Origin of the sequence: Streptomyces sp. NBC_01445 (genome assembly GCF_035918235.1) — a bacterium.
Lineage (GTDB): Bacteria > Actinomycetota > Actinomycetes > Streptomycetales > Streptomycetaceae > Streptomyces.
The window spans coordinates 5,055,448-5,079,819 of sequence record NZ_CP109485.1; the positions used below are offsets into that span (position 1 = coordinate 5,055,448).

Consider the following 24,372-nt stretch of genomic DNA (forward strand, 5'->3'; position numbering starts at 1 on the left):
TGACCGTACTGCTGTGACAGTTGAGTGCAGCTTAGGCCAAGGCATATACGCCTGTCCGGAGAATCAGAACGTAGGCTGCCCTCATGGGAAAGAAGCGCTCGGGCGGTGGACTGTCACCGACTCAGCAGGCCGCCAAGTTCCTTGGTGTCAGTGTCCTCGCGGGAGCCGTCCTCGCCGGAATCGCGCTGCCCGCAGCAGGCGCGCTCGGCCTGGCAGCGAAGGGCTCGGTCGAGGGATTCGACGAGATCCCGGCCAACCTCAAGCAGCCGCCACTCAGTCAGCGCACCACGATCCTGGACAACAAGGGCGGCGCGATCGCGACGGTCTACTCGCGCGACCGCACGGTGGTGCCCCTCAAGGACATCTCGCCGTACATGCAGAAGGCGCTCGTCGCGATCGAGGACTCGCGCTTCTACGAACACGGCGCCGTCGACGTGAAGGGCATCCTGCGCGCGATCAACGAGAACGCGCAGAGCGGCGGTGTCGCGCAGGGCGCGTCCACGCTCACCCAGCAGTACGTGAAGAACGTCTTCATGGAGGAGGCCGGCGACGACCCGACAAAGCTCGCCCAGGCCACCCAGCAGACGATCGGCCGCAAGATCCGCGAGCTGAAGTACGCGATCCAGCTCGAGGACAAGCTCGGCAAGAAGCGCATCCTCGCCAACTACCTGAACATCACGTACTTCGGTGAGCAGGCATACGGCGTGGAGGCCGCCTCGCGGCGGTACTTCTCCAAGTCGGCGAAGGACCTGACGGTCGAGGAGTCCGCGATGCTGGCCGGCATCGTCCAGTCCCCGAGCCGCTACGACCCCGTCAACGACGAGGCGGAGGCCACCAAGCGACGGAACGTCGTGCTCCAGCGGATGGCCGAGACGCACGACATCTCCCAGGCCGAGGCGGACCGCGCCAAGGAGAAGCCGCTCGGCCTGAAGATCAGCAAGCCGCAGAACGGCTGCATCACGGCGGTCAAGGGCGCGGGCTTCTTCTGCGACTACGTACGCGAGGTGTTCCTCACCGACCCGGTCTTCGGCAAGACGAAGGAAGCGCGGGCGAAGCTCTGGAACCGGGGCGGCCTCAGGGTGCAGACCACCCTCGACCCGCAGACGCAGGAATCGGTGCAGGCGTCGATCAAGGATCACGTCTACCAGACGGACAAGGTCGCGACGGCGGCCACGTTCATCGAGCCCGGCACCGGCAAGATCCTCGGCATGGGCCAGTCGAAGCCGTACGGCTTCGGCAAGAACGAGACGCAGATCAACTACTCGGTCGACCGCAAGATGAGCGGGTCGAACTTCGGCTTCCCGACGGGTTCGACGTTCAAGCCGTTCCTCGCCGCGGCCGCCCTGGAGCAGGGCACCCCGGTGACGAAGTCGTACCCGGCGCCGTACCGGATGCCGTATCCGAAGTCGGTCCAGACGTGCAGCGGCAAGCCGTGGGTGAACAACGGCGGCTTCACCGTGGAGAACGAGAACGAGTCCGAGTTCGGTCCGTACGCGCTGGAGGAGGCGATGGCCAAGTCCATCAACACCTACTTCGTGCAGATGATCGGCGACACCGGGATGTGCCCGGTGATGGACATGGCCGACAAGCTGGGCGTCGTCCAGGGCAACGGCGACAAGCTCCCCGAGGTCCCGGCCATCGTCCTCGGCTCCAAGGGCATCTCGCCGCTGACCATGGCGAGCGCGTACGCCGCCTTCGCCAACCGCGGCACGTACTGCACGCCGGTCGCCATCGAGTCGATCACGGCCCCCGGCGACAAGTCGCTGCCGGTGCCGAAGTCGTCGTGCTCGCGCGCGATGACCACGAAGACCGCCGACAGCATCAACACCCTGCTGAGCGGCGTGATCGACTCCGGTACGGGCAGGGAGGCCGGTCTGACCGACCGGGCCAACGCGGGCAAGACGGGTACGACCGACAGCCGTAAGAACGCCTGGTTCGTGGGGTACACGCCGAACCTGTCCGGCGCGGTCTGGGTCGGCAGCGCCCTGCAGAACGTCGAGATGGAGAACATCACCATCGGCGGCGTGTACCAGCCGAAGGTCTTCGGCGGCCAGGTCCCCGGACCGATCTGGAAGGACGCCATGGTCGGCGCCCTCGCCGACAAGCCGTCCCCCGACTTCAACCTGATCGACATCCCTGACCCCGATGAGGACGAGGAGAGGGACCATGACAGGGACCATGACAGGGACGAGGAGCCGGGCCGGGGCGGCTCGAAGCCGGGCACCAACAGCGGCGGAAACGGCAACAGCCCGTGGCCGGGCCTCCCGACGGGCCTGCTGGGTGGCGGGAACGGGCACGGGGGCGGGCGCCGCTGAGGCGGCTACCGCTCGGACCGGACGGTGACGGTACGCGGATGGGGCGCCCCCTCTATCGGGGACGCCCCATCGGCATATGTGTGAGGGGTGAGGCGGAAGACCGGAACGAGACCGGAACGTCTTCCCCCACCCCGAAGGGCACTCTCAGCGGGCGAGCACCCCGGCGGACACCTCAGCCGGCGAGCAGCTGCTTCACAACGGCGGCCACGCGGCCGCCCTCCGCCAGGCCCGCGACCTTCGGGTTCACGATCTTCATGACCTGGCCCATGGCGCGCGGCCCCTCGGCGCCGGCCGCCTTCGCCTCCCCGACCGCCTGGGCGACGATCTGGTGCAGCTCGTCGTCGGAGAGCTGCTTCGGCAGGTACTCGGCGAGCACCACACCCTCCGCCTTCTCCCGCTCGGCCTGCTCGGCGCGGCCGCCCTGCGCGAACGCCTCGGCGGCCTCGCGGCGCTTCTTCGCCTCGCGGGTGATCACCTTCTGCACCTCGTCGTCGGACAGCTCGCGCGCCGTCTTGCCCGCGACCTCCTCCTTCGTGATGGCGGAGAGGGTGAGCCGGAGCGTCGAGGAGCGCAGCTCGTCACGCCCCCTGATCGCGGCGGTGAGGTCTTCCTGCAGCTTCGACTTGAGCGTGGTCATGCAGCGATTGTCGCAGGTACGCAATGCCCTACGCCCCTTGATTTCCGGGACCTGCCGGGTCTGACACGATGGGCGTATGCGCGCGCGATACGGGGTTCCCCTGAAAGTGACAGCAGGCATCACGGCGGCGGGCGCCGCCGGACTGATCTACGCGGCGGGGTTCGAAGCCCGTTCGTTCCGTCTCCGACGGGTCACGGTCCCGGTGCTTCCCGCGGGGATGCGCCCGCTGCGCGTCCTGCAGGTGTCCGACATCCACATGGTCGGCGGCCAGCGCAAGAAGCAGCGCTGGCTGCGCTCCCTGGCCGGCCTGCGCCCCGACATCGTGATCAACACGGGCGACAACCTGTCCGACACGGAGGGCGTGCCGGAGGTCCTGGACGCGCTGGGCCCGCTGATGGACTTCCCCGGGGCGTACGTCTTCGGCTCGAACGACTACTACGGCCCCAAGCCCCGCAACCCGGTCCGCTACCTCTTCGAGAAGGCCCGCGGCGCCCACGGCCTCAACGGCAACGCCCCCGCGGTCGGCGTCGTCCACAACCCGTGGGAGGACCTGCGCGACGGGTTCGACTCGGCGGGCTGGCTGAACCTGACGAACACGCGGGGCGCCCTCAAGATCGAGGGCATGGAGATCGGCTTCACGGGCCTGGACGACCCGCACATCAAGCGCGACCGGTACGCGCACGTGGCGGGCGGTCCGGACTCGGGCGCCGACTTCTCGATGGGGATCGTGCACGCTCCGTACCTGCGTGCCCTGGACGCGTTCACGGCGGACGGCTACCCGCTGGTACTGGCGGGCCACACCCACGGCGGCCAGGTCTGCATCCCCTTCTACGGGGCGCTGGTCACCAACTGCGACCTGGACACGGACCGCGTGAAGGGCCTGTCGACCCACGAGTCCGAAGGCCGCCGCTCCTACCTGCACGTCTCAGCCGGCTGCGGCGCGAACCGCTACACCCCGGTCCGCTTCGCCTGCCCGCCGGAGGCGACCCTCCTGACCCTGACCCCCGGACCCTGAGAAAACCGGATTTCGTCTACGGCCGCCGGTCCGCTAAAGTAATCGATGTCGCCACGACCTGCAGAACTGCGGGACAGTGGAGCAACGACATCGGGGTGTAGCGCAGCTTGGCAGCGCGCTTCGTTCGGGACGAAGAGGTCGTGGGTTCAAATCCCGCCACCCCGACAGCTGAAACACCAGGTCAGACCCCCTGCACTCGCTTGAGTGCAGGGGGTCTTTCTGTTTGTGCGGGTAGTCCTGGGAGAAATCTGGGAGAAGATCTTGGAATTTCTCTCCCGAACGGGTTCTACGGACTCGCCCTCCATCGCTCCCGCAAGAGGCCATCGAGCACCGCCACCGGAGACGTGGTGGCGATGCTCGGACTCTGGGATGGAGGGGGCGCCGTGCGCGAGTGCCGGCCGGTTCGTAGCGAGCGTTGCGGGCTCCCATCCCGTCCGCCATCGACCCAGGCAGAGCCGAGCAGACGCGGCCCATGGCGTCCAGGAAGCTCCTATAGATCGTCAAGCGGCCTGTAGGAGGTGTAGACGTGGGATATTCATGCTGGTCAGATGCTTGTAGACCTCTCGCGCGATGAAGCGTTTGAGGCAGCGAAAGATGTCCTTCTTGGACATGCCTTCGGCAGTGCGTCGCGCGACGTAGAGGCGGGTGCGGGGGTCGTAGCGCATCCGCACGAGGGCGATCGTGTGGAGGGCATGGTTGGCCTGGCGGTCGCCGCCGCGGTTGAGGCGGTGGCGGTTGGTCCGGCCCGAACTGGCGGAGATGGGGGCTGCCCCGCAAAGGTGGGCGAAGGAAGCTTCGGACTTCAGCCGGTCGGGATTGTCGCCTGCGGTGATCAGGAGTTGGGCGGCCGTTTCGGTGCCCACACCGATCAAATCCACAAGCCCGGGAGCCGCTTGCGCGACCAGGGGGTCGAGTTCGGCGTCGGCCTCGGCTATCTCCTGGGTGAGGTGCTGGTGGCGGCGGGCCAGACGCCGCAGCGCGGTTCGCACGGCGCAGGTCGGGTCGGCGAGGTCCGCGCCGGGGCGAGAGCGGGCTAGCTGCGCAATCAGTTGGTAGGTGGGCAGGCTGCGCAGTCGTTCCCGGACCTCGGCGGGGGCGGAGACGATGAGCGTGCGGATCTGGTTGATCGTCTGGGTGCGGGACTTGATGGCGGAGCGGCGGACCACCCGCAGGGACCGGATGGCTTCCACGATGCCGTCGCGGGTCTTGGGCCGGCCGTGAGCGCGGCCGGACAGGACGGCGGTCGCGGCGGCATAGGCATCGACGGGGTCGGACTTGCCGTTGGCCCGGCGGGCCTTGCGGTCAGGACGGTCGACGTCGACCACGCTCACCTCGTTCACCCGAAGGAACCGGGCGAGTTCGGATCGTAGGCGCCGGTCCCCTCAACCCCGACGGCGAGCACGTCACCGTGCAAGCGCATCCACTCCACCAGGCGGCGGTAGCCGTCGGGGGTGGTGGGGAACGAAGCGGTGGCCAGGTGCCGGCCAATGGTGTCAATCACGGCTGCCTGGTGGAAGTCAGTGTGGGTGTCCACGCCGCCGACCACCGCGATCTGATCTGCCATGCTGGGTGCTGCTGTCCTTCCGTGCGATACGCGAGGGATTGCACGGGCCGGTCGGGCGTCAGGACAAGACTGTGATGGGACCTTTGGCCGGGCTCCTATGAGGTCACAGGCGCTCGACCGGCCGCGTGCATAGCGGCACCGCCCAGACCGCCGACGATTCCTGGAAAAGACAGCCCGAAGCGTCAATCGTTCGGTGGGTCAGGCCGCCGAGCGGTGCCATGACCAATCCTCACAGTCGTTCGTACAGTGGCGCGCTCCACCTGGACGCCATGAACCACGCCCGCTCCACGGTGTGTGGGTCGACGGCGGACGGGATGGGAGCTGGGGTAGGTAGTGGGGTGAGGGTGGGGCCTCAGCCAGCCCGTTCGCTCTGAGCAGGTACCAGTGCGCGGGATGCCCGGGACGCGTCGGCCATTCCTCCGGATCCCGAGCCCCGAACGGCGCGTCGCCACAGCTGTCCCAGAGCCCGGTAGAAGCGGTCAGGAAGGAACGCGGCGTCCGCGACGATCATGGCGCCGGAGAAGAGCGGCAGGCCCAGGAACACCGCGATACCCACGTGCATGCCCAACAGCATCGCCAACACGGGGTACTTGAGCCTGCCGAACAGGACGAACGGGAAGGCCACCTGCAACAGCACGGTCAGGTAGCAGGCGATGGCGAGCAGTACGTCGTGTTCGTCCGCCACGGCGGAGAGCCCAGGCCAGGGCTGGAACACGTCGAGGTTCAGGGCGTAGTGGAGAGCGGTGCCGTTGTCCCAGGCGGCGCCCTGAACCTTGTACAGGCCTGCGGATCCGTAGAGGAAGCAGACCTGGGCGGCGATGACGAGCATGCCGCAGTTGTGCAGCACGGTGATCACTGTCAGCCGCGCATCGCGGAGGTGGCGTCGTAGCTCGCCGGATGCCTGGTCCAGCGGAAGCCGGACTGCCTTGCCGGTGGATGCTCGGAGCCGGGTCCTGCGCGCGTCGAGGGACCAGCGTCGGCCGCATGCGGTGACGACGAGGTAGAGGACCATGAGGAGGATGAGGGTGTCCCCTCCGTCCGTCATGTAGATCGCCCTGGCGTGGAACGACGTCACCACGACCGCGAACAGCACGGACACCGCTCTGGTCCGCCAGCCCAGCATGAACAGCGCGGAGATGACGAGGGCTGCCGTGTAACAGACCTCGAAGTAGGCCCGGCTGTCGGACAGCGTGAGGATGCTGGCCCACCCGGTCTGGTCGAAGAGTTGCCTGGCCAGTGCCGGCGTCCACGGTGAGCCGGGACCCCAGATCTCGTTGCGGTGGGGAAACTCGCGTAGCAGGAAGGCGAAGTAGAGGAACCCGTAGCCGATGCGCAGAACCGCCGCAGCGTACAGGGAGATGGGCCGCTCCAGCAGGAGAGTGAGGAGCGTACCGATGCGGACGGGCATGCGCTGCGGCGTGCGTGCGCTCGCCCGCTCGGTGCCGTGTCCGGGTCGCGACGGCGATGTCGCCGAAGTCGATGTCTGCTCAGCCTGCTGCATGGCCGGCCACCTTCCACCAGGGCAGGTAACGGGTGCCTGCGGGCCTTGGTGCAGCCGCGCCGGGACCGGGGCCGCCCGCTGCGGACGGCCCGGCGATGGGCAGGATGATCACCCGCAGTTGGATGGACTCGAATGCGCCGTGACGATGGGCGGCGACGCGATCCGCCGCGATGTTGCGCAGGTATTGCTGGATCATCAGAGCGCGTTGCGAGCGCGAGTGGTCGTCGCTGCCGTGCGTTTGGAGGTAGGAATTCCAGGCCCGTCGCAGCATGTTCTGCGCTGTGTGGCTCGGAAAGGGGTCGTGTTTCACTGCGGCTGTGTCGACGGCGGTCAGGTCGAACCAGCCGCTGACCTGAGTGGTGCCGTTCGGGGCGGTGTGCATGGTCCTTGCCGAGATCTGCCGGTTGACCGACTCCGGGTCCGGTGCGAAGAGCCGCCAGTTCTGCTCGAACAACGGGAAGACCCAGGCGTTGACCTGCCGGCTGTACTGCCGGGAGAGCGGATTCGGCGGTGCCACCTGCAGGAACACCAGGAGCACGTGCGTCAGGGCGGTCGCCAGACACAGGACCACGGCGATACGAACTCCGGCCTTCAGAGCGACGGGCGGCTCGGCAGGCCCTTGGAACACAAGAGGGCTCCCGCCCCCGTTCTGTGCGGTCGGCTCAGCGCCGGTCCGGTCCGATTCGTCTGCATCCGCTGATGCCACGCCACCCTGTACGGGCCCATCCGGCCTGTCCGTCTCGACTTCTCTCACCTGCTTCTCCTGAACTTTCGCCGGCGGCGCGCGACGGAATCGATGACGATCCGCGCCGCGCGCCACCCGTCCTACTCCCGCACGCGGGCGGCTGCCCCCGAGCAGGCACCCCCACCGGACAGTTCCATCACGTGATGCAGCTACGCCTTCGCGAACCGCAGGTCGTGCGGGAAGCGCTCCGTGCCGCGCCGACCATCGCGCTAGGCAGCATCACAGCCGTAGCCGTCGTCCTTGCCGCCATAGCCGCTGTCGCCATACCCCTTGTGCTTATCGGGCTTGCAGTCGTGGTCGTGGCCACCTGTGGTTTCGCCCGTGGTTTCACCGGTCGTTTCGCCCGTGGTCTCACCGGTCGTGGTGCCGGTGGTTTCACCGGTCGTTTCGCCCGTGGTCTCACCGGTCGTGGTGCCGGTGGTCTCACCGGTCGTTTCGCCCGTGGTCTCACCCGTCGTGGTGCCGGTCGTGGTGCCCGTGGTCTCACCCGTCGTGGTGCCGGTCGTGGTGCCCGTGGTCTCACCCGTCGTGGTGCCGGTCGTGGTGCCCGTGGTCTCACCCGTCGTGGTGCCGGTCGTGGTGCCCGTGGTCTCACCCGTCGTGGTGCCGGTCGTGGTGCCCGTGGTCTCACCGGTCGTGGTGCCGGTGGTCTCACCGGTCGTGGCGCCCGTGGTCTCACCCGTCGTGGCAGACCCACAATCCGACAGGCCGATCGTGTTGGAGTCCAGCGTCACGGCGCCGTCACCGCGTAGGCCCGCATCGGCCAGCAGCCGGCCGTTGATGGTCGCCCCCGTGGTGGCGGTGATCGAGGTGTCGGCCAAGATGGTGCCCACGAACGTGGAGTCGGTACCGAGCGTGGCCGAGCTGCCGACCTGCCAGTACACGTTGCACGGCGAGGCGCCGTTGATGAAGCTCACTGTGCTGCTGGATGCCGTCGTCAGCGACGAACCGATCTGGAACACCCAGACGGCATCGGGGTTGTCCTCGGCGTCCAGGGTGAGCGTGCCGGTGATCCCGGCGGAGACGTTTGCCTTGTAGAGGCCCGGCGTCAGCGTCTGGCCACCGAAGTCATGGGGATCGTCGGTGTACACCTGGTCCGGCGAAGTCTGTCCGGCGGCCTGGTTGTACGCCGTATTCAGGTCGGTCTTGGCTTGGCCCGCGACGGCATCGGCAGAGTGCAGAACCCCGGGCGGGGTCACAATGCCGGGCCCGGTCGGGGTCGTAGGGAAGAACCCGGTGATGGCCGTCCCCGGGCTCACGCCGACGTTGAGACCGTTGACCACCGTGGGACCGGTGTTGGTGACCGTGGCGCCGGCCAGAACTCCGAAATCTGCCGCAGTGCCCAGTTGCACAGGGCTGGCAACAGCCTGTGCACGTGTCGGCGACATCGCGAGGACGGCAGCGGCGAGCACCACGGCCGTCACCGCCGCGAGCCACACCGAAAATGTGCGCCGAGAAGGCGCGTCAGGGATATTCAGCGTCATTGAAGGGGACAACTCCTTGGGGAGGATGATCATGGAGATTCCCAGCCGCGCAGAATAGGATTCTGCGGCTGGCATATTACGCAGAAAGGGAATCAGATTGCGGCCTCTCCGGGCGGTTTCGCCGAAATGGAAGAATTCGGCACGATCTATATAAATGACTAATGAGCCAGATGGCCCTGCTCTTTATCCGGCTCGATGATGGGCGAACCGCTCAGGATTCCCTGGCCCGCCGGCCCGACAGGCGGGCGCCGGTCACCGCGGTCCGCAGCCGACATAGAGCCGGGGAGTCCGCGCATCAGATTGTGCGAACGGAGCAACCGGGCGCCGTCCAGCTGGCCGGCTGACATAGCCGACGTCGTCAGGCCTGACCGGGCGGCAGGACACAGCTACAGCAGTGCGCAGGCACTCCTGGCAGCTATCAGTGATTCCAGGGCGACTGAAACCGTGCCACAGCCGTGCAAGAACGAGCGGGGAGCCACGGGGACTCAGCGACAATCCCGGCGCTCTCGCCGGAATCTGCCCTAGAACACGCCTCCGCAGCTCCCCCCAGGAACCGCCCGACCTCGCTCCTAAAGCTGTGGTCCCGAGGCACCGCCGAATGGGCCGAATCGAGCCGGGCGCCGTACTCGGATCGGGACCTACACGCGGGAAATCTGAGAGAGACGAATTTCCCTCCCGAACGGGCTCTAACGAACGCGCCCTCAACCGCTCCCGCAAGAGGGCATCGAGCACCGCCACCGGAGACGTGGTGGACATCCCCAGCCGCGCATCGAGCGACGCTTCCCACTCCGCCGTCAGGTCGGCGAGCAGGTCCGCCCGCATCTCGCGCGTGATGTGCGTGCACCTCGCCTGCGCTGAGCCGTCCATGTGGCCGAGGCGCTCATCCATCAGCTTCGTCGGGGTGCGGAACCCTTCCATGCGCGTCTTGTGCGTGTGCCTCAGCCCGTGAGGCGTGAGCCCTTTCGCGATCGGCACCCAGCACGCATCCGCCCGCCCGGTCGCACCCCTCCCCCGCGCCGGTGCGCCCGGCCACGGCTCGGCGAGCACCGGGACGGGACGGGCCGCCTGCGGCGCCTTCTTCGGGTACCAGCCTGAGGCGGCGGGCGTGAAGAGCCAGGTGGCGAAGCCGTTCCTGCGCCAGTGCGCGGCCTGGCCCACGGCGCCGCCCCCTCGGGTGAAGCCGAGAGCTTCGATCGCCTCTCGGACGCGGATTCTGGTTGCTTCGGCTACCGCGTCGGGCCTGTTGAGGACGTTGGCCGCGGGTGCCGGTGGAGACGTCGGCGCGCCTCGCAACGTCCACCTCTGGTGGGGCGGGGTGGCCTAGCAGGGCATCGGTCCACTTGATAACGGATCGCAGGATCGAGTTCGGGGTCGGGCAGCGGCTGGTCGGTGGATCGCGGGCGGTATGACGGTGTGTCTGTACGGCCGCACAGGGTGCGTGTGGCTTGATCGTCGGGCGGTCCCGGCAGGGGCCTGAACATCAACCGACGTCCGTGGCACGTGCTGAGTGCCGCGCTCTTTGTCGAGGAGTCCCCATCGTGAGACCGACCCTGCACCATGCCATGTTCCCTCGACGTGGTGCCGGAGCCGCGGGTGAGCGGCGGCGCCCGGCCAGGCGTGCTGCCGTCCTGCTCGCCACGGTGGCGCTGCCGGCGGCCCTGGTGGTGCCCACGGCCACGCCCGCTGCTGCGGCGCCGGTGACGGCCACCTTCAACGCGGGCGCCGACCAGCCCTTCACCGTCCCGTCCGGCGTCACCCAACTGACCGTCACCGCCACCGGCGCCGCAGGACAAAACGGGCCTGCCGGCGGCACAGGAGGCAATGGCGCCACCGTCACCGGCACCGTCACCGTGCCGCCGAGCACCACCACCCTCTATGTCAACGTCGGCACGGGCGGGGGCGCCGGCGGCGGATCGGCGACTACGGGCGGTGCCGGCGGCGGTTCCAGCGACGTCCGCACCTGCAGCTCGGCCGGCCCCGGCTGCACCCTGACCGGCGTCCCCGGCACCGACCCCCGCCTCATCGTCGCGGGCGGCGGAGGCGGCGGAGGAAGCGGCGTCCCCACCAATTTCCTCAACCCGGAGGCCACCGGCGGAAACGCCGGAAACACCGGGGGTGCCGGCGGCAGCAGAACGAACAGCGGCCAGGGCGGAGGCGGCGGAACCCAGACAGCCGGCGGCGCAGGCGGAGCCGCATGCCCCGCTTCCGGTGGTACATCCGGCACTCCGGGCACGGGCGGTGCGGGCGGCAACGGCGGAGGCAACTTCGGGGCCGGCGGAGGCGGGGGCGGCTGGTTCGGCGGAGGCGGCGGCGGAGGCTGCAACCGTCTTTCTTTTCCTCCCGCTTACGGTCCCGGTGGCGGCGGCGGTGCGTCGAACCGCGTCCCCACGGGTGGTACCTCCGCTCCCGCCGCGGGGCCGGCCCAGGTGACCATCACCTACGAGCCGGCGCCCCCCACCTGCGCGACCGCCACGCCCACCATCACCGGTACCAACGGCAACAACGTCCTGATCGGCACTCCCGGCAATGACGTGATCTTCGCTCTCGGCGGCAACGACGTGGTCGACGGCCGCGGTGGCAACGACATCATCTGCGGCGGCGACGGCAACGACGTACTGTCCGGCGGTGACGGCAACGACCGCATCGAAGGCGGAAACGGCAACGACAACCTGAACGGCAACAACGGCAACGACGCCCTCCTCGGCGGTCCCGGCAACGACGCGCTCTTCGGCGGCACCGGCACCAACACCAACGACGGCGGCCCCGGCACCAACGCCTGCTTCAACCCCTCCACCGGACCCGGCTGCTTCTAACCCCGCACACGTCGCCGAACACGCCTCGGACCTGATCGACGAACATCGGAAACGGGCCCCGGCACGTCCCTCGCCGCAGCGGCGACCGACGCCCGGGGCCCGCTTCAACGCTTTGTCCATCCGAGGCGAGTAAGCCTGCTCGCACGCGGAGCCGAGTCCGGAGGCAGGCAACCCAGCAGCCGCCCCCGAACGGGGCGGAGAGAGCCCGGCCAGCTCAGGTAGATCTACCGACCTCCGCCGTGGGGGCCAAACGGGGGGCCAAAACAGTGAAGCCGGGCAGGGACCATCCCGGACGCTGGTGGACTGCCGCGGAGTGAACACGCGGAGCACAGCGCGCCGAACCAAGGTCACGTAGGGGCGTCATCGCGTTCGGGACGAAGGAGTCGTCGACTCGCCAGGCCAACGAGGGGTTCGCGAAGGTTGTCGCGGCGCGCGGCTCCTTCCAGGACCCGGCGCTCGACCTCGCCGACGAGCTCGCCGGGCTGCTCGGCGAGTGGCTCGCCGGGGACCGGCCGGCGTGGAGCTGGAGTACGAGCTGTACCTCGCCGCGCTGCGCAATCCCGCGCTGCGCCCCGTCGCCGCCGAGTGGTGCCAGGAGCTGTCCGACGCCCTCGCCGAGCGCATCGCTCCCGTCACGGCACGGGCCCTGGTCGCGCTCATGGACGGGATCTCGCTGCAGGTGCTGCTCACGGGCGGGGTGTACGACGCCGGGTACGCACGGGAGATGCCGGCGCGGCTGATCCCGTAGGGTCGCGCCCGCTCCCTGAGAAAATCCTGTGCGGCCGTGAACTCTTCGCGGGGCAACGGGGAACAACGGGTGACACGCTCGACCCCACCCGCTGACGGAGGACCCGTGACCGGACCACCGGCGCTCGACCCCGGCGACGAACGCGACGGCCATGTCATCGCGCAGTCCCTGGAACATCCGGAGCTGTTCGCCCGGCTCTACGACCGGTACGCACCCGACATCCACCGGTACGCGGCCCGGCGCCTCGGCGACCACGCGGCGGACGACGTCACGGCCGACACGTTCCTGACCGCGTTCCGGGTGCGTGCCCGCTACGACGCCTCGCGGGCCAGTGCCCGGCCCTGGCTGTACGGGATCGCCGCGCACCTCATCGGCAAGCAGCGCCGGAAGGAAGTACGCGGTCTGCGGGCGCTGGCCAGGACCGGCCAGGACCCCGTCGCGGCCGGCTGGGTCGAGGACACCGCGGACCTGGTCGCCGACCGCGCCCCGCTCGCGGACGCGCTCGCCGCGCTGTCCGCCGCCGACCGGCATGTGCTGCTGCTCGTGGCCTGGGCCGACCTGACCTACCAGGAGGTCGCCGAGGCGCTCGGCATACCCGTCGGGACCGTGCGGTCCCGGCTCAACCGGGCCCGCCGCAAGGTACGGGCCGCGCTGGGTGCCGACCCGGCGTTTCTGGGCGAAGTGGCGGAGGTGGTCCGGCCGTGAACGTGGACGAGATGAAGGACGTACGCGAGTTCCGGGCCGGGACGCCGAAGCCCGACCGGGCACGGCTCGCCGAGGGGCGGGACCGGCTGAGCAGCGCCGCGGGGCGCGGCCGGGGACGCAGGCTGCGGGCCGACTGGCGGCTCGCAGCGGTCGGGGCCGCCGCCGCGCTCACTGCAGTGGCCGTGCTGGCCTCCGGCCTCGGAGGGAGCGGCCACAGTGGTGCGGAGCGCACGGTGCCGGCTGGGACGGTGCCGGGTTCGGTGCAAGAGGTGCTGGAGCGAGCCGCGTCCACCGTGGAGCGGGCTGATCCGCCGCCCACGCCGCACGCGGGCCAGTGGGTCTACGACAAGAAGCTCTCGGCCAGTCCCGGAATCTGGCCCAAGAGCAAGGCGGCCCAGCCCGAGCCGGAGCCGGAGCCCCAGGAGCACTGGAAGCGGTACGCGGACCCGCGCTTCGAGAACGGCAAGGAGGGCGACGACCGCTCCATGCGCGAACGGCTCCGCTTCCTCGACGAGCTGCCGGACGACCCGGCCGCCGTGCTGAAGAAGGTCCGCGCCTACTATCCGTCCGGGAAGGGCAGCCCCGTCTCTGAGGGGGAGCACGACATGGGTGCGCTGAGTGTGCTGTTCGCGTCCCAGCCCATGCCGCCGCAGGCGCTCGCCAAGCTGTACCGCGCGCTGGCCGCGGTCCCCGGCGTCGAGGTCACCGACCCCGACCATCTCGTACGGGACCTCGCGGGCCGGGACGCCCTCGCGGTCTGGCACGACGAGAAGGGGCAGAAGGTCCGCAGCGAGATCCTGATCGACCCGCACACATACCAGTACCTCGGCGACCGATTGCTCGTCGTCAAGGACTACAAGCATACGTATCCGGGCGCCCCCGACACCCCTGACCGGCCCTGGAAGGCGGGCGACCTCATGTCCCAGAACGCGCTCCTGGCCACGGGAATCGTCGACCACAAGGGCGACCGCCCCTGACATCCGGCGGGGGCGCCGAAGCTGTTCGCATGTACGACGAGATTGCGCGCGTGCTCGACGGCATCAAGGCTCCACCGCCTGCGGACGCTCCTCCCCTACCAGTCGTCGACAACGGATATCTCGCCACGACACCGCCCACGCCCTCAAAGGTCGCGACACCGACTTCGCCCAAGACCTGACGCTGGGAGAAATCCGGGAGAAGATCTTCTCCCGGGGGCGTTCGTGAACCTCGCGATACCAACGCATCCCAAAGCGCTGACCAGCCGAAATACCGACTAGAGGCGCTCTGGACACTGCCCTGATCTTATTCGGGACGAAGAGGTCGTGGGTTCAAATCCCGCCACCCCGACAGCTGAAACACCAGGTCAGACCCCCTGCACTCGCTTGAGTGCAGGGGGTCTTTCTGTTTGTGCGGGCAGCCCTGGCCCACGGAAGACGTACGTCTTGCCGTGGCACGGGCAGGGACTCTGGGTATCTGCTTCCAGCTCGCGGCGGATCCCTTCACGCGGCGCGGGTGAACCGCGTAAACGGGCGTCGCGCTCTTCGGGGCGAGCGGTCGGCGTGCAGAGGACTCATCGGTCAGGTTGCGCTAACGAACGGCCAGTCTCGTACGACCCTGTCAACCCCTTGAGCCGTCTACGGCACCGTCCGGCTTCGACCATGGTGAGCACGACATGCGGGTAAGGCTCACGTCCACGCGAAGACGGTCTCTGGAGTCACACGATGAGACCGCCGCGAGTCCGCCGCGATCCGGACTCAGTGCGAGCTCCGACATGAGTCGCCTTCCGGCAATGGGCCGGCGACCTGACCGGACTTGGCACGCCCCTAAACGGGGACCTGTTGACGATCGACACCCTCTCCTACAGCCCGGACAGCCACACGTCGGCCGGCGGCAGCGGCGACGGGACGGTCCGGCTCTGGGACAGCACCGACCCCCGAAACTCCGCTCCGGTCGGCCCCTCCAAGGCCGGCCACACTGACGCGGTCGTATCTCTGACATCCAGTCAGGAAGGTCCCACCCTGGCGAGCGGGAGCAACGGCAACTTGGACGGGCCGGCTGTGGGACGTCGCCGGCCCCTCCAAGGCCTCCCTCATCGGTCGAAGACCTCGGTGATGAACCGGCCGAAACCATCGTCGCCGTATGAAAGTCAGGGAGGAGCCTCACGCCCGCCCGGGCCTGCGCAGGTGCGTGCCGTCGACCAAAGGGACGCCCACACCTTGGAGAGGCGCTGGGCGGGGAACTCACGGTTGGCAAGCGTCTGCTCGCGAATGGCCTCAGGCAGATCAGGCATGGCAAGGAGCCGGTCGCATGCCTGGTAGGAGCCCGCCCAGTCCCCGACGCAGTACGCAGTGATCGAGAACTCGAACAGCAGCCCCCATCGGTACACCCAAGGGCTGACGAACAGCAGGTCGTCCGGAACAGGCCGGTTGAGACCGGCGGAGGCGAAGGCATGTGCGGCCCGGTAGTGGCCCATGGCACGCAGCCTCGAGCACAGTTGGTAACAGGCTTCCAGCCGCTCGGGCCGTGTCTCCCAGGCGCGCACAAGCGCATCCATGGCGCCTGGCCAGTCGCCCGTCTCAGCCTTGAGGACACCGGCCTGGAACTGCGAGAAGTAGACCTCTTCCGGCCAGCCACCCATGGCGGCGCGGCCCTCGAACAGAGCGATGGCCTCTTCGTTCCTGCCCATGTCTCGCATGGTCTGAGCCAGGTAGAAGACAGTGCGGGGGTTGTCCGGGTCTCGCTCGAGTTCGGCACTCAGCAGACGTGCGTCACGCTCGGACTTGTCGTGACGCGACCCTCCGTCGGCATGGTCCACGATGACCAGAGCGTCGAGTCTTGACTGATCGGCCGGCTCGTCGGTGGTGAGGTACTCGTGGGTGACACCCTCGTAGCGCCAGGCGATGTCCCCCCTGACCAACCGCCTGATCCAGTACTCGAAAGCGCCTTCATGCCGCAACATGTAGGCGTCGGCCGTCAGCGGCGGCAGCGCGTCGTCCTGCCGGATCTCATGGTCGGCATCGAGCAGGAGCAAGTAGTCGGCTTTCCCGCGTGCATGACTGATGTTCAGGCTGCGGTTCTGACCGAAATCGACCCACGGCTCCTCGTGAAGCTCGCCGGGGATGTCTCTGAGTGCGTTGCGGATGATCTTCTGCGTGCCGTCCGTGGACCCGGTGTCGGAGATCACCCAAGTGGTGATGAGGTCACGGACCGACGCGAGGCAGCGTTCGATGACGCCGGACTCGTTCTTTACGATCATGCATAGGCAAATGGACGGCTGCACAATCATCGGGCTCCCTGTCGGACTGAGCGCGCTTGGTTACGAGGAGCCTGGCCCGGGCCTGCGCGATCCGGCGCAGGCCCGGGCGGCAGCCCTCCGCGTCACCCCTGTCTCACAACATGCCTGTGGGGGTCTCTCCTGTGGGAGTCCCACCCGTGGGAGTTCCACCCGTGGGAGTCCCGCCGGTAGGAGTTCCACCCGTGGGAGTTCCACCCGTGGGAGTTCCACCCGTGGGAGTTCCACCCGTGGGGGTCCCGCCCGTGGGGGTCCCGCCCGTGGGAGTTCCACCGGTGGGGGTCCCGCCGGTAGGAGTTCCACCCGTGGGGGTTCCGCCGGTAGGAGTTCCACCCGTGGGGGTCCCGCCGGTAGGAGTTCCACCCGTGGGGGTCCCGCCCGTGGGAGTTCCACCCGTGGGGGTCCCGCCCGTGGGAGTTCCACCGGTAGGGGTCCCGCCGGTGGGAGTCCCACCCGTGGGGGTCCCACCCGTGGGAGTTCCGCCGGTGGGGGTCCCGCCCGTGGGGGTCCCGCCCGTGGGAGTTCCACCCGTGGGAGTCCCGCACGTCGATGTGTTTGAGCCACCCTGCTGATTGTTCTGACAGACCGGCCCGTTGATTGTTGAATCAATTATTTGGTTGATCTGGTTGATTGTCTGGTTGACCACCGTTGCCGGCAGACCGAGGCTCTGCGCCTTGGCTTGTGCAGCCGCTGTGCCCTGCGCCCTCGCCTGCGCCGGGGAGGCGCCTCCGCTTATGGCCGCTTTTGCTGCGCTCGTTCCGGCTGCTGCGACAGCGGACGCCCCAGCTGCACTTCCTGCGGAATCCCCTCCCGCACTTCCCGTGCAGGACGCGGAACCTACAGAGAAAGGCCCTGTACCCGCGACGGTCACCGGTCCGATACGGCCGTCGGAAGAAGAACGCACAGTCTGCCCACCGGGCGAGGCGGTGAACGTTCCATTGGGTGCGAAATTCTCGCCGGTCAGCGAGCCGCTTGCGACCTGGCAGGTTTGATTCGGGGCTGCAGAGGCCGGCTCCACTACGCCGACAGCCATTCCTCCGACCACCGCAGTCATCGCGGCAGCGCTCAGTGCTGTTTTCCCTCGCATGAAACTCTCCTTAGCCTGCACTTCACCCAGGCGATTGGGGACGTGTCGGTCCAGAGAACACCACGCTAACTCTATTTTTCCACTAAGGCATCTAGAGTTGCGAGCATTAGTGGCGCGCACTACGCTAACTCCATTCAATTACTCCCGCGACTACGGACCGTACTCGTCGACCGCTCTGACCTGCTAGGACGAGCGAAGAGCCGACCTCCCCGGCAACCGATCCGCATTAAATGCCTTCGAAGTCCTCAAATTTGAGGTTGACACCATACAGGTTGATTCCACTCTCGGCGCGAATAGAAAAGTCGAACATTAAATTGATTTCTTGACTAATGCAGCAGGGTGCGGCCCAGTTCATTTCCACGCCGGGGGCGACAGCACGGCCAAGATGTCGCTACGAATCATTTCTGCCTGTTAATCAGTCGGACAGGGTGAGAATGGTTCAAGAATCCCGAAATTACGCCACAAGGCCGCAGGGCACGCGAACGACGAACAGTCCATGGCCACGGGCACAGGGACTCAGACGGGCTCAGGAGAACTCACGGGATGGCGCCCGCTCCACGTGACGCCGACCGCAACCCATCATTCTTCGCTCGGTAGTTGACGACGCCGCGGCCGAGAGGGCCAGGCCGAGGAAGAGCCACGACTTACCGACCTTCGACGACTGCGAGCTCGCGCCCCGATGATGCGGGCCCCGCGATCACTCCGCGGGGCCCCTGGTCTCGTAGCAGTTTTCAGGCACCTGCTCCTCAGATGTCGTTGCCAGCACGGCCGTCGATGACGTCATTGCCGCCGAGACCGAAGACACGATGGTGGGCGTCGCGTTGGCGCAGGTGAGAGACGCCCTCGTGGAGGAGATGGTCAGAGTCGGCCGAACGGCTGTGGTGCTTGCGCCGGTGGTGGCATCGCCGGCCCCGGGTGGGTGAGGTGTAGGACTATCCCGCGCCACCGCCGGTGGCGGCCCCACCCTGGCTGCCGGAGCCGTTGGCGCCGGAACCGCCCGCGACGGTGATCCCGGTCAGCTGGTGACCCCGGCGGGCGAGGTGAACACGAACTCGCCACCTCTGTCGCCCGTGACCGTGTACGTGCAGGTGACGACGTTGCCGCTGGTCTGGGCGGTGATTCCCGCGGTGCTGTCGCCGGAGGCTGTGCCGCATTCGGTCTGTGCGTGCGCAGGCGTGGCCATCAGCAGGGGACCAGCGAGACATGCCATCGCGATCACGGCCGCCAAAGCCAGCATCCGCAGCGAGATGCGTCGTTCGCGACCTGAAGTCATGTGCCCGTAGCGGGCCTTGACGTGTACCGACATGTGGTGTCCGTCTCCTTGAGACTGAAAGGTGCATCCGCCCGGCACCGTCACCCTTCTCAGCCGGGTGGGCGCGCGGGGAAGTGCCGGATCGAAGGGCCGTCGAGGCTTCCGCGACTCCCGGGCAGCTGATCAGATAAGCCCAGGACCGGCAGGCCAACACACCGTGACGGCAGCCAAAGTCCACGCAGCGGGACTACGTCACCAGCGGCGGCAGGGACAGCACACTGCATCCGCCGTCGGGCGACACCGCGGAAATGACACGCGCCGGTGAAGGGCTCTCAGCCGTGCCAGGCCGGCAGAGCGGTCGGGCAGGGCGGTGGTGTTCCGCGCCGGTATCGGGACTGCGGCTATCGGGGCAGGGTTTGGGTCACGCACCACAGTCGGCGGGGGAGGGCGCCTTCCTCGAAAGCGTGGACCTCCTTCAGATGCCGGCCGTTCGCCACGGTGTCGACCAGGGTGCGGGGGAAGAAGTGCTCTGCGAAACCGGCGCGTTCGTAGATGTCGTCGCCGTGAGCCGTGCCGGTGCCGTAGTGGGCGTCGCCTGCGTGGCGGACCGTGCAGACCAAAGTGCCGCCCGGTCGCAGTACCCGGCCGAGGAAAGGGTTCTTGGGCTGTCGGACCGGCGGGTGCAGGTGGTGGACTGGGCTGGTCACTCACGTGAGGCCTCCCCGTTCGCGGCTCAGGCGGTGCCGTTCGGGCAGCGTACGGCTGTGGGCTTGGCGGCTCGGACTGTCGCTGCGTGCATTCCGTCGGCTACGGCGTGGGTCGGGGTGATGTCGATGTCCGTGAACCCGGCCGACTCCAGCCCCTCTCGGTACTCGCTGAAGGACAGGGCGCCGGCGATGCAACCCACGTAGTCGCCGCGTTCTGCCCGCTGGGGAGAGGTGAGTTCGTCGTCGGCGACGACGTCTGAAATACCGATGCGGCCGCTGGGGGCCAGGACCCGGAACATCTCGGCGAAGACCGCCTGCTTGTCGGTGGACAGGTTGATGACGCAGTTGGAGATGACCACGTCGACCGTGTTCGCGGGCAGCGGGATCGCCTCGATCGTGCCCTGGAGGAACTCGGCGTTCGAGGCGCCGGCCTTGCGCTGATTGGCGAGGGCGAGCGCGAGCATCTCCTCGGTCATGTCCAGCCCGTACGCCTTGCCGGTCGGGCCGACCCGGCGGGCGGACAGCAGGACGTCGATGCCGCCGCCCGAGCCCAGGTCGAGGACGACCTCCCCTTCGTGGAGGTCGGCGACGGCGGTGGGGTTGCCGCAGCCGAGGGAGGCGGCGACCGCCTCGGCCGGGAGAGCGTCACGCTCGTCGGCCGCGTAGAGGGTGGCGCCGAAGTGGTCGTCGATCTCGATGGCCTGCGGGCCGCAGCATGCGGTGCCGCCCTCGGTGACCTGGGTGGCGGCAGCCGCGTATCGCTCGCGGACCGTCTCACGTACATGCAGGTCAGGATGCTGCTCACTCATGACGCCGACCCTCCGGTTGTTGTTCTGACGGTTGTTGTTCTGACGGTTGTTTTGATGCTTCTCGATACAACCTTGCGCTCTGAATCGAACCTCGTCAATATAGAAGTATGTCAAAACAAGAGCTTGTGGTGCTCGATCAGACGGCGGATGAAGACGGGTGCTGCCCCCGGTTGCTGACCGCACCACTCGACGAGAACCAGGCCGTTGAGCTGGCCAGAGTCTTCAAGGCCCTGGGCGACCCGGTGCGGCTGCGGCTTCTGTCGATGATCGCCTCACGCGAGGGCGGCGAGATCTGCGTCTGCGATCTCACGCCCGCCTTCGACCTGTCCCAGCCGACGATCTCCCACCACCTCAAGCTCCTGCGCCAGGCCGGCCTCATCGACTCCGAGCGACGCGGAACCTGGGTGTACTACTGGCTGGTACCCGAGATGACCGACAAGCTCGCCGGGATCCTGACCCGCCCTGCCGGGACGGCCGCGGCAGCCGGGTCCGCCTCATGACCGAGACAGCCACCATGCCGCCCGCGGGCCCGGTTTCGGCCCGGTTGTCGTTCCTGGACCGGTTCCTCGCGGTATGGATTCTTGCCGCGATGGCCGCCGGCCTCGGGCTCGGACGCCTGGTCCCCGGGCTCGGCGACGCCCTCGCCGAGGTCACCGTCACCGGCGTCTCCCTGCCGATCGCGCTGGGCCTGCTCGTGATGATGTACCCAGTGCTCGCGAAGGTCCGTTACGACCGGCTCGACACCGTCACCCGCGACCGCCGCCTGGTCATTCCCTCCCTGGTCCTGAACTGGGTGCTCGGCCCGGCACTGATGTTCGCGCTCGCCTGGATCCTCCTGCCGGATCTGCCCGCGTACCGCACCGGCCTGATCGTTGTCGGCCTCGCCCGCTGCATCGCCATGGTCATCATCTGGAACGACCTCGCGTGCGGCGACCGCGAGGCCGCCGCCGTCCTGGTCGCCCTCAACTCCCTGTTCCAGGTACTGGCGTTCGGCCTGCTCGGCTGGTTCTACCTCTCCGTACTCCCCGGGTGGCTCGGCCTGGAACAGACCGCGCTCGACGTGTCCGTATGGGAGATCGCCCGCAGCGTCCTGATCTTCCTCGGCGTCCCGCTGCTCGCCGGATACCTGACCCGCCGGCTCGGCGAGCGGGCCAAGGGCCGCACTTGGTACGAGGCGAAGCTGATCCCGCGTATCGGACCGTTCGCCCTGTACGGGCTGCTGTTCACCGTCGTCGTGCTCTTCGCCCTCCAGGGCGACGCGATCACTTCCCAGCCGCTGGACGTCGTCCGCATCGCGCTTCCGCTGCTGGTGTACTTCGCCGTCATGTGGGCCGGGTCCATGGCCCTGGGCAAGGCCGTCGGTCTCGACTACCCGCGTGCCACCACGCTCGCCTTCACCGCCGCCGGCAACAACTTCGAGCTCGCCATCGCGGTCGCCATCGCCACCTTCGGCGCCACCAGCGGCCAGGCCCTCGCCGGTGTCGTCGGTCCGCTCATCGAAGTGCCGGTTCTCGTCGGCCTCGTTCACGTCGCCCTGGCCGCCCGCCGCTATTTTCCCCGGCCCGGCCCCGCGGTCGCCGAACCGGACACCCCGGCCGCCGAACCTGCCCCCGCCCGCGCCCCCATCAAGGAAGGCCCCGCTCGTGCCTGACCCCAACCCCTCCGTGCTCTTCGTCTGTGTCCACAACGCCGGGCGTTCCCAGATGGCCGCCGCCTGGCTCACCCACCTCGCCGGCGACCGCGTCGAAGTCCGCTCCGCGGGATCCGCCCCCGCCGACACCATCAACCCCGCCGTCGTGGAAGCCATGCACGAGGCCGGCATCGACATCTCCGCCGAGGCGCCCAAGATCCTCACCGTCGAAGCCGTCCAGGCATCCGACGTCGTCATCACCATGGGCTGCGGCGACACCTGCCCCGTCTTCCCGGGCAAGCGCTACCTCGACTGGAAACTGGACGACCCCGCAGGTCAAGGCGTCGCCGCCGTACGGCCCATTCGCGACGCGATCGAGTCCCTGGTCCAGGGTCTGATCACGGAGATCGCTCCCCAGTAGTCCGCAGATCCCAACTCGCCGCTGCCACCAGGGGCTTTCGTTCGGATCAGGCCGGATCAGGGAGCGGGTTCTGATCCGGCCTGATCCAGACGAAAGCCCCTAAGCCGCGAGTTCTCCGCTGAGCTTCTCGTGGATCTGGGCGCTGGACCGGTTCAGACCGATGATCTCGACGGTCTTGCCGCGCTGCTCGTACTTCGTCTCGATCGCGTCGAGGGCAGCTACGGAGGAGGCGTCCCAGATGTGGGCGGCGCTCAGATCGATGACGACCTTGTCGGGGTCGGTGGCGTAGTCGAACCGGCCGACGAGGTCGTTGGAGGAGGCGAAGAACAGTTCGCCGGTGACGCGGTAGACGACGGTCGCGTCGTCGGGGTCGGTGACCGCGGTGACCTCGGCGAAGTGGGCGACTCGCTTCGCGAAGACGACCATCGCGGTGATCGTGCCGACCACGACGCCGATGGCGAGGTTGTGGGTGCTGACCACGCACACGACGGTGATCACCATGACAGCGATCTCGCCCGTGGGCATCCGCTTCAGCGTCCTGGGAGCGATGGAGTGCCAGTCGAACGTCGCGAAACACACCATGACCATCACCGCGACCAGCGCGGCCATCGGGATGTCGGACACGATCGGGCCGAAGACGATGCACAGCACCATCAGGAACACGCCCGCCAGGAACGTGGACAGACGGGTGCGGGCGCCGGAGACCCGTACGTTGATCATCGTCTGGCCGATCATGGCGCAGCCGCCCATGCCGCCGAAGAAGCCGGTGACGATGTTGGCGATGCCCTGGCCGATGGACTCACGGGTCTTGGAGGAGTGGGTGTCGGTGATCTCGTCGACCAGCTTGGCCGTCATCAGCGACTCCATCAGGCCGACCAGCGCCATGGCGAGTGCGTACGGGGCGATGGTGGTCAGCGTGTCCAGGGTGAAGGGCACATCCGGCAGGCCCGGCACCGGCAGGGACGAGGGCAGGTCTCCCTTGTCACCGACGGTCGGGACCGCGATCCCCGCGGCAACGGTGATGACGGTGAGGATGACGATCGACACCAGCGGCGCCGGGATCACCTTGGTGACCTTGGGGAAGAACACCATGAGCGCCAGGCCGCCCGCGATCAGCGGGTAGACCGGCCACGGCACGTCGTGCATCTCGGGGACCTGGGCCATGAAGACGAGGATGGCCAGGGAGTTCACGAAGCCGACCATCACGCTGCGCGGCACGAACCGCATCAGCTTCGCCACTCCGAGGGCGCCGAGAACGATCTGGAAGACGCCTGCCAGGATGACGGCGGCGACGAGATAGCCGAAGCCGTGCTCGCGGTTGAGCGGGGCGATGACCAGGGCCACGGCGCCGGTCGCGGCCGAGATCATCGCCCGGCGCCCGCCGACGATCGCGATGGTGACGGCCATGGTGAAGGCCGCGAACAGACCGATCGCCGGATCGACCCCGGCGATGACCGAGAACGAGATCGCCTCCGGGATCAGGGCCAGGCCGACGACCAGGCCCGCGAGAATCTCGGTCCGCCAGACCTTCGGGTCGGACAGCCAGTCGGGCTTCAGTCCACGCAGCCGGGCCACGGGGGACAGTGCGGCGGTGGACGGTGCGGACGTGGAGGACGGTGCGGGAGTGGACAAGGGAGGAAGAACCTGTCGTGCTCGGGCACGCCAGGC

At 68.2% G+C, this 24,372-nt stretch carries 18 protein-coding genes, 1 tRNA gene and 4 pseudogenes; 12 read left to right on the plus strand and 11 right to left on the minus strand.

The genetic code is table 11. From position 1 onward, the window contains the following. Positions 1-83 precede the first annotated feature (83 nt). Positions 84-2,315: a transglycosylase domain-containing protein gene (locus OG574_RS23065; protein ID WP_326774756.1), complete on the plus strand. Its 2,232-nt coding sequence runs from the start codon at positions 84-86 to the stop codon at positions 2,313-2,315. A gap of 172 nt (positions 2,316-2,487) precedes the next feature. Here the strand turns inward: OG574_RS23065 and OG574_RS23070 are convergent, their stop codons facing one another. Continuing rightward, the gene (locus OG574_RS23070) at positions 2,488-2,952 is read right to left on the minus strand and encodes a GatB/YqeY domain-containing protein (RefSeq protein WP_100596335.1); all 465 of its coding nucleotides are present in this window, start codon (positions 2,950-2,952) and stop codon (positions 2,488-2,490) included. A gap of 76 nt (positions 2,953-3,028) precedes the next feature. Here OG574_RS23070 and OG574_RS23075 point away from each other — a divergent pair, with 76 nt between their 5' ends. Together OG574_RS23075 and OG574_RS23080 are read left to right on the plus strand one after the other, a co-directional pair. Then, entirely contained in the window at positions 3,029-3,967 is a 939-nt protein-coding gene (locus OG574_RS23075; RefSeq protein ID WP_326774757.1) for a metallophosphoesterase, read from the plus strand. 91 nt (positions 3,968-4,058) lie between these two features. Beyond that, a tRNA-Pro gene (locus OG574_RS23080) sits at positions 4,059-4,132 on the plus strand. A 335-nt stretch (positions 4,133-4,467) separates the two neighbouring features. Here OG574_RS23080 and OG574_RS23085 read toward each other — a convergent pair. From OG574_RS23085 to OG574_RS23105, 5 genes and pseudogenes are all read right to left on the minus strand, one after another. Beyond that, a pseudogene (locus OG574_RS23085) lies at positions 4,468-5,531 on the minus strand (IS110 family transposase). Positions 5,532-5,883: 352 nt separating this feature from the next. Beyond that, entirely contained in the window at positions 5,884-6,939 is a 1,056-nt protein-coding gene (locus tag OG574_RS23090; protein WP_326778583.1) for an HTTM domain-containing protein, read from the minus strand. Positions 6,940-7,018: 79 nt separating this feature from the next. Continuing rightward, entirely contained in the window at positions 7,019-7,852 is an 834-nt protein-coding gene (locus OG574_RS23095; RefSeq protein WP_326774758.1) for a DUF5819 family protein, read from the minus strand. Between the two features lie 134 nt (positions 7,853-7,986). After that, on the minus strand, positions 7,987-9,336 hold the full coding sequence (locus OG574_RS23100; RefSeq protein WP_326774759.1) for an ice-binding family protein: 1,350 nt from the start codon (positions 9,334-9,336) through the stop codon (positions 7,987-7,989). A 618-nt stretch (positions 9,337-9,954) separates the two neighbouring features. Continuing rightward, positions 9,955-10,564: pseudogene (locus OG574_RS23105) on the minus strand (LacI family DNA-binding transcriptional regulator); the annotation flags it as partial. Between the two features lie 235 nt (positions 10,565-10,799). On the opposite strand from OG574_RS23105, the gene OG574_RS23110 reads away from it, so the two are divergent. The 6 genes and pseudogenes from OG574_RS23110 to OG574_RS23135 all read left to right on the plus strand — a co-directional run. Then, positions 10,800-12,074: a calcium-binding protein gene (locus OG574_RS23110; RefSeq protein ID WP_326774760.1), complete on the plus strand. Its 1,275-nt coding sequence runs from the start codon at positions 10,800-10,802 to the stop codon at positions 12,072-12,074. 383 nt (positions 12,075-12,457) lie between these two features. After that, positions 12,458-12,822: pseudogene (locus OG574_RS23115) on the plus strand (TetR/AcrR family transcriptional regulator); the annotation flags it as partial. A 105-nt stretch (positions 12,823-12,927) separates the two neighbouring features. Further along, entirely contained in the window at positions 12,928-13,527 is a 600-nt protein-coding gene (locus tag OG574_RS23120) for an RNA polymerase sigma factor (RefSeq protein ID WP_266739087.1), read from the plus strand. Next, positions 13,524-14,504 carry a CU044_5270 family protein gene (locus tag OG574_RS23125; RefSeq protein WP_326774761.1) on the plus strand — a complete coding sequence of 327 codons (981 nt, stop codon included), beginning with the start codon at positions 13,524-13,526 and terminating at the stop codon, positions 14,502-14,504. The genes OG574_RS23120 and OG574_RS23125 overlap by 4 nt, the downstream gene beginning before the upstream one ends. Before the next feature lie 29 nt (positions 14,505-14,533). Beyond that, complete coding sequence (locus OG574_RS23130) at positions 14,534-14,683, plus strand: hypothetical protein (protein WP_326774762.1); 150 nt, start codon at positions 14,534-14,536, stop codon at positions 14,681-14,683. A gap of 661 nt (positions 14,684-15,344) precedes the next feature. Then, positions 15,345-15,539, plus strand: a pseudogene (locus OG574_RS23135) (hypothetical protein); the annotation flags it as partial. A gap of 113 nt (positions 15,540-15,652) precedes the next feature. On the opposite strand, the gene OG574_RS23140 reads toward OG574_RS23135, so the two are convergent. The 4 genes from OG574_RS23140 to arsM form a co-directional block, all read right to left on the minus strand. After that, on the minus strand, positions 15,653-16,792 hold the full coding sequence (locus OG574_RS23140; RefSeq protein ID WP_326774763.1) for a glycosyltransferase: 1,140 nt from the start codon (positions 16,790-16,792) through the stop codon (positions 15,653-15,655). A 2,108-nt stretch (positions 16,793-18,900) separates the two neighbouring features. Next, a complete protein-coding gene (locus tag OG574_RS23145; protein WP_326774764.1) occupies positions 18,901-19,191 on the minus strand; it encodes a hypothetical protein in 291 nt (96 codons plus the stop codon). Between the two features lie 347 nt (positions 19,192-19,538). Further along, positions 19,539-19,844: a hypothetical protein gene (locus tag OG574_RS23150; protein WP_326774765.1), complete on the minus strand. Its 306-nt coding sequence runs from the start codon at positions 19,842-19,844 to the stop codon at positions 19,539-19,541. Between the two features lie 26 nt (positions 19,845-19,870). Then, entirely contained in the window at positions 19,871-20,653 is a 783-nt protein-coding gene (gene arsM / locus OG574_RS23155; protein WP_326774766.1) for an arsenite methyltransferase, read from the minus strand. A gap of 107 nt (positions 20,654-20,760) precedes the next feature. On the opposite strand from arsM, the gene OG574_RS23160 reads away from it, so the two are divergent. The 3 genes from OG574_RS23160 to OG574_RS23170 are packed head-to-tail and all read left to right on the plus strand — an operon-like array spanning position 20,761 to position 22,704. Further along, positions 20,761-21,153, plus strand: coding sequence for an ArsR/SmtB family transcription factor (locus OG574_RS23160; protein ID WP_326774767.1), 393 nt, complete (start codon positions 20,761-20,763; stop codon positions 21,151-21,153). Continuing rightward, positions 21,150-22,304 (plus strand): ACR3 family arsenite efflux transporter, encoded by a 1,155-nt coding sequence (gene arsB, locus OG574_RS23165; protein ID WP_326774768.1) that lies wholly within the window; start codon positions 21,150-21,152, stop codon positions 22,302-22,304. The genes OG574_RS23160 and arsB overlap by 4 nt, the downstream gene beginning before the upstream one ends. Then, complete coding sequence (locus tag OG574_RS23170; protein WP_326774769.1) at positions 22,297-22,704, plus strand: arsenate reductase ArsC; 408 nt, start codon at positions 22,297-22,299, stop codon at positions 22,702-22,704. Before arsB ends, OG574_RS23170 begins: the two co-directional genes overlap by 8 nt. Before the next feature lie 99 nt (positions 22,705-22,803). Here the strand turns inward: OG574_RS23170 and OG574_RS23175 are convergent, their stop codons facing one another. Further along, positions 22,804-24,288, minus strand: coding sequence for a SulP family inorganic anion transporter (locus OG574_RS23175; RefSeq protein WP_326778584.1), 1,485 nt, complete (start codon positions 24,286-24,288; stop codon positions 22,804-22,806). Between the last annotated feature and the right edge of the window lie 84 nt (positions 24,289-24,372).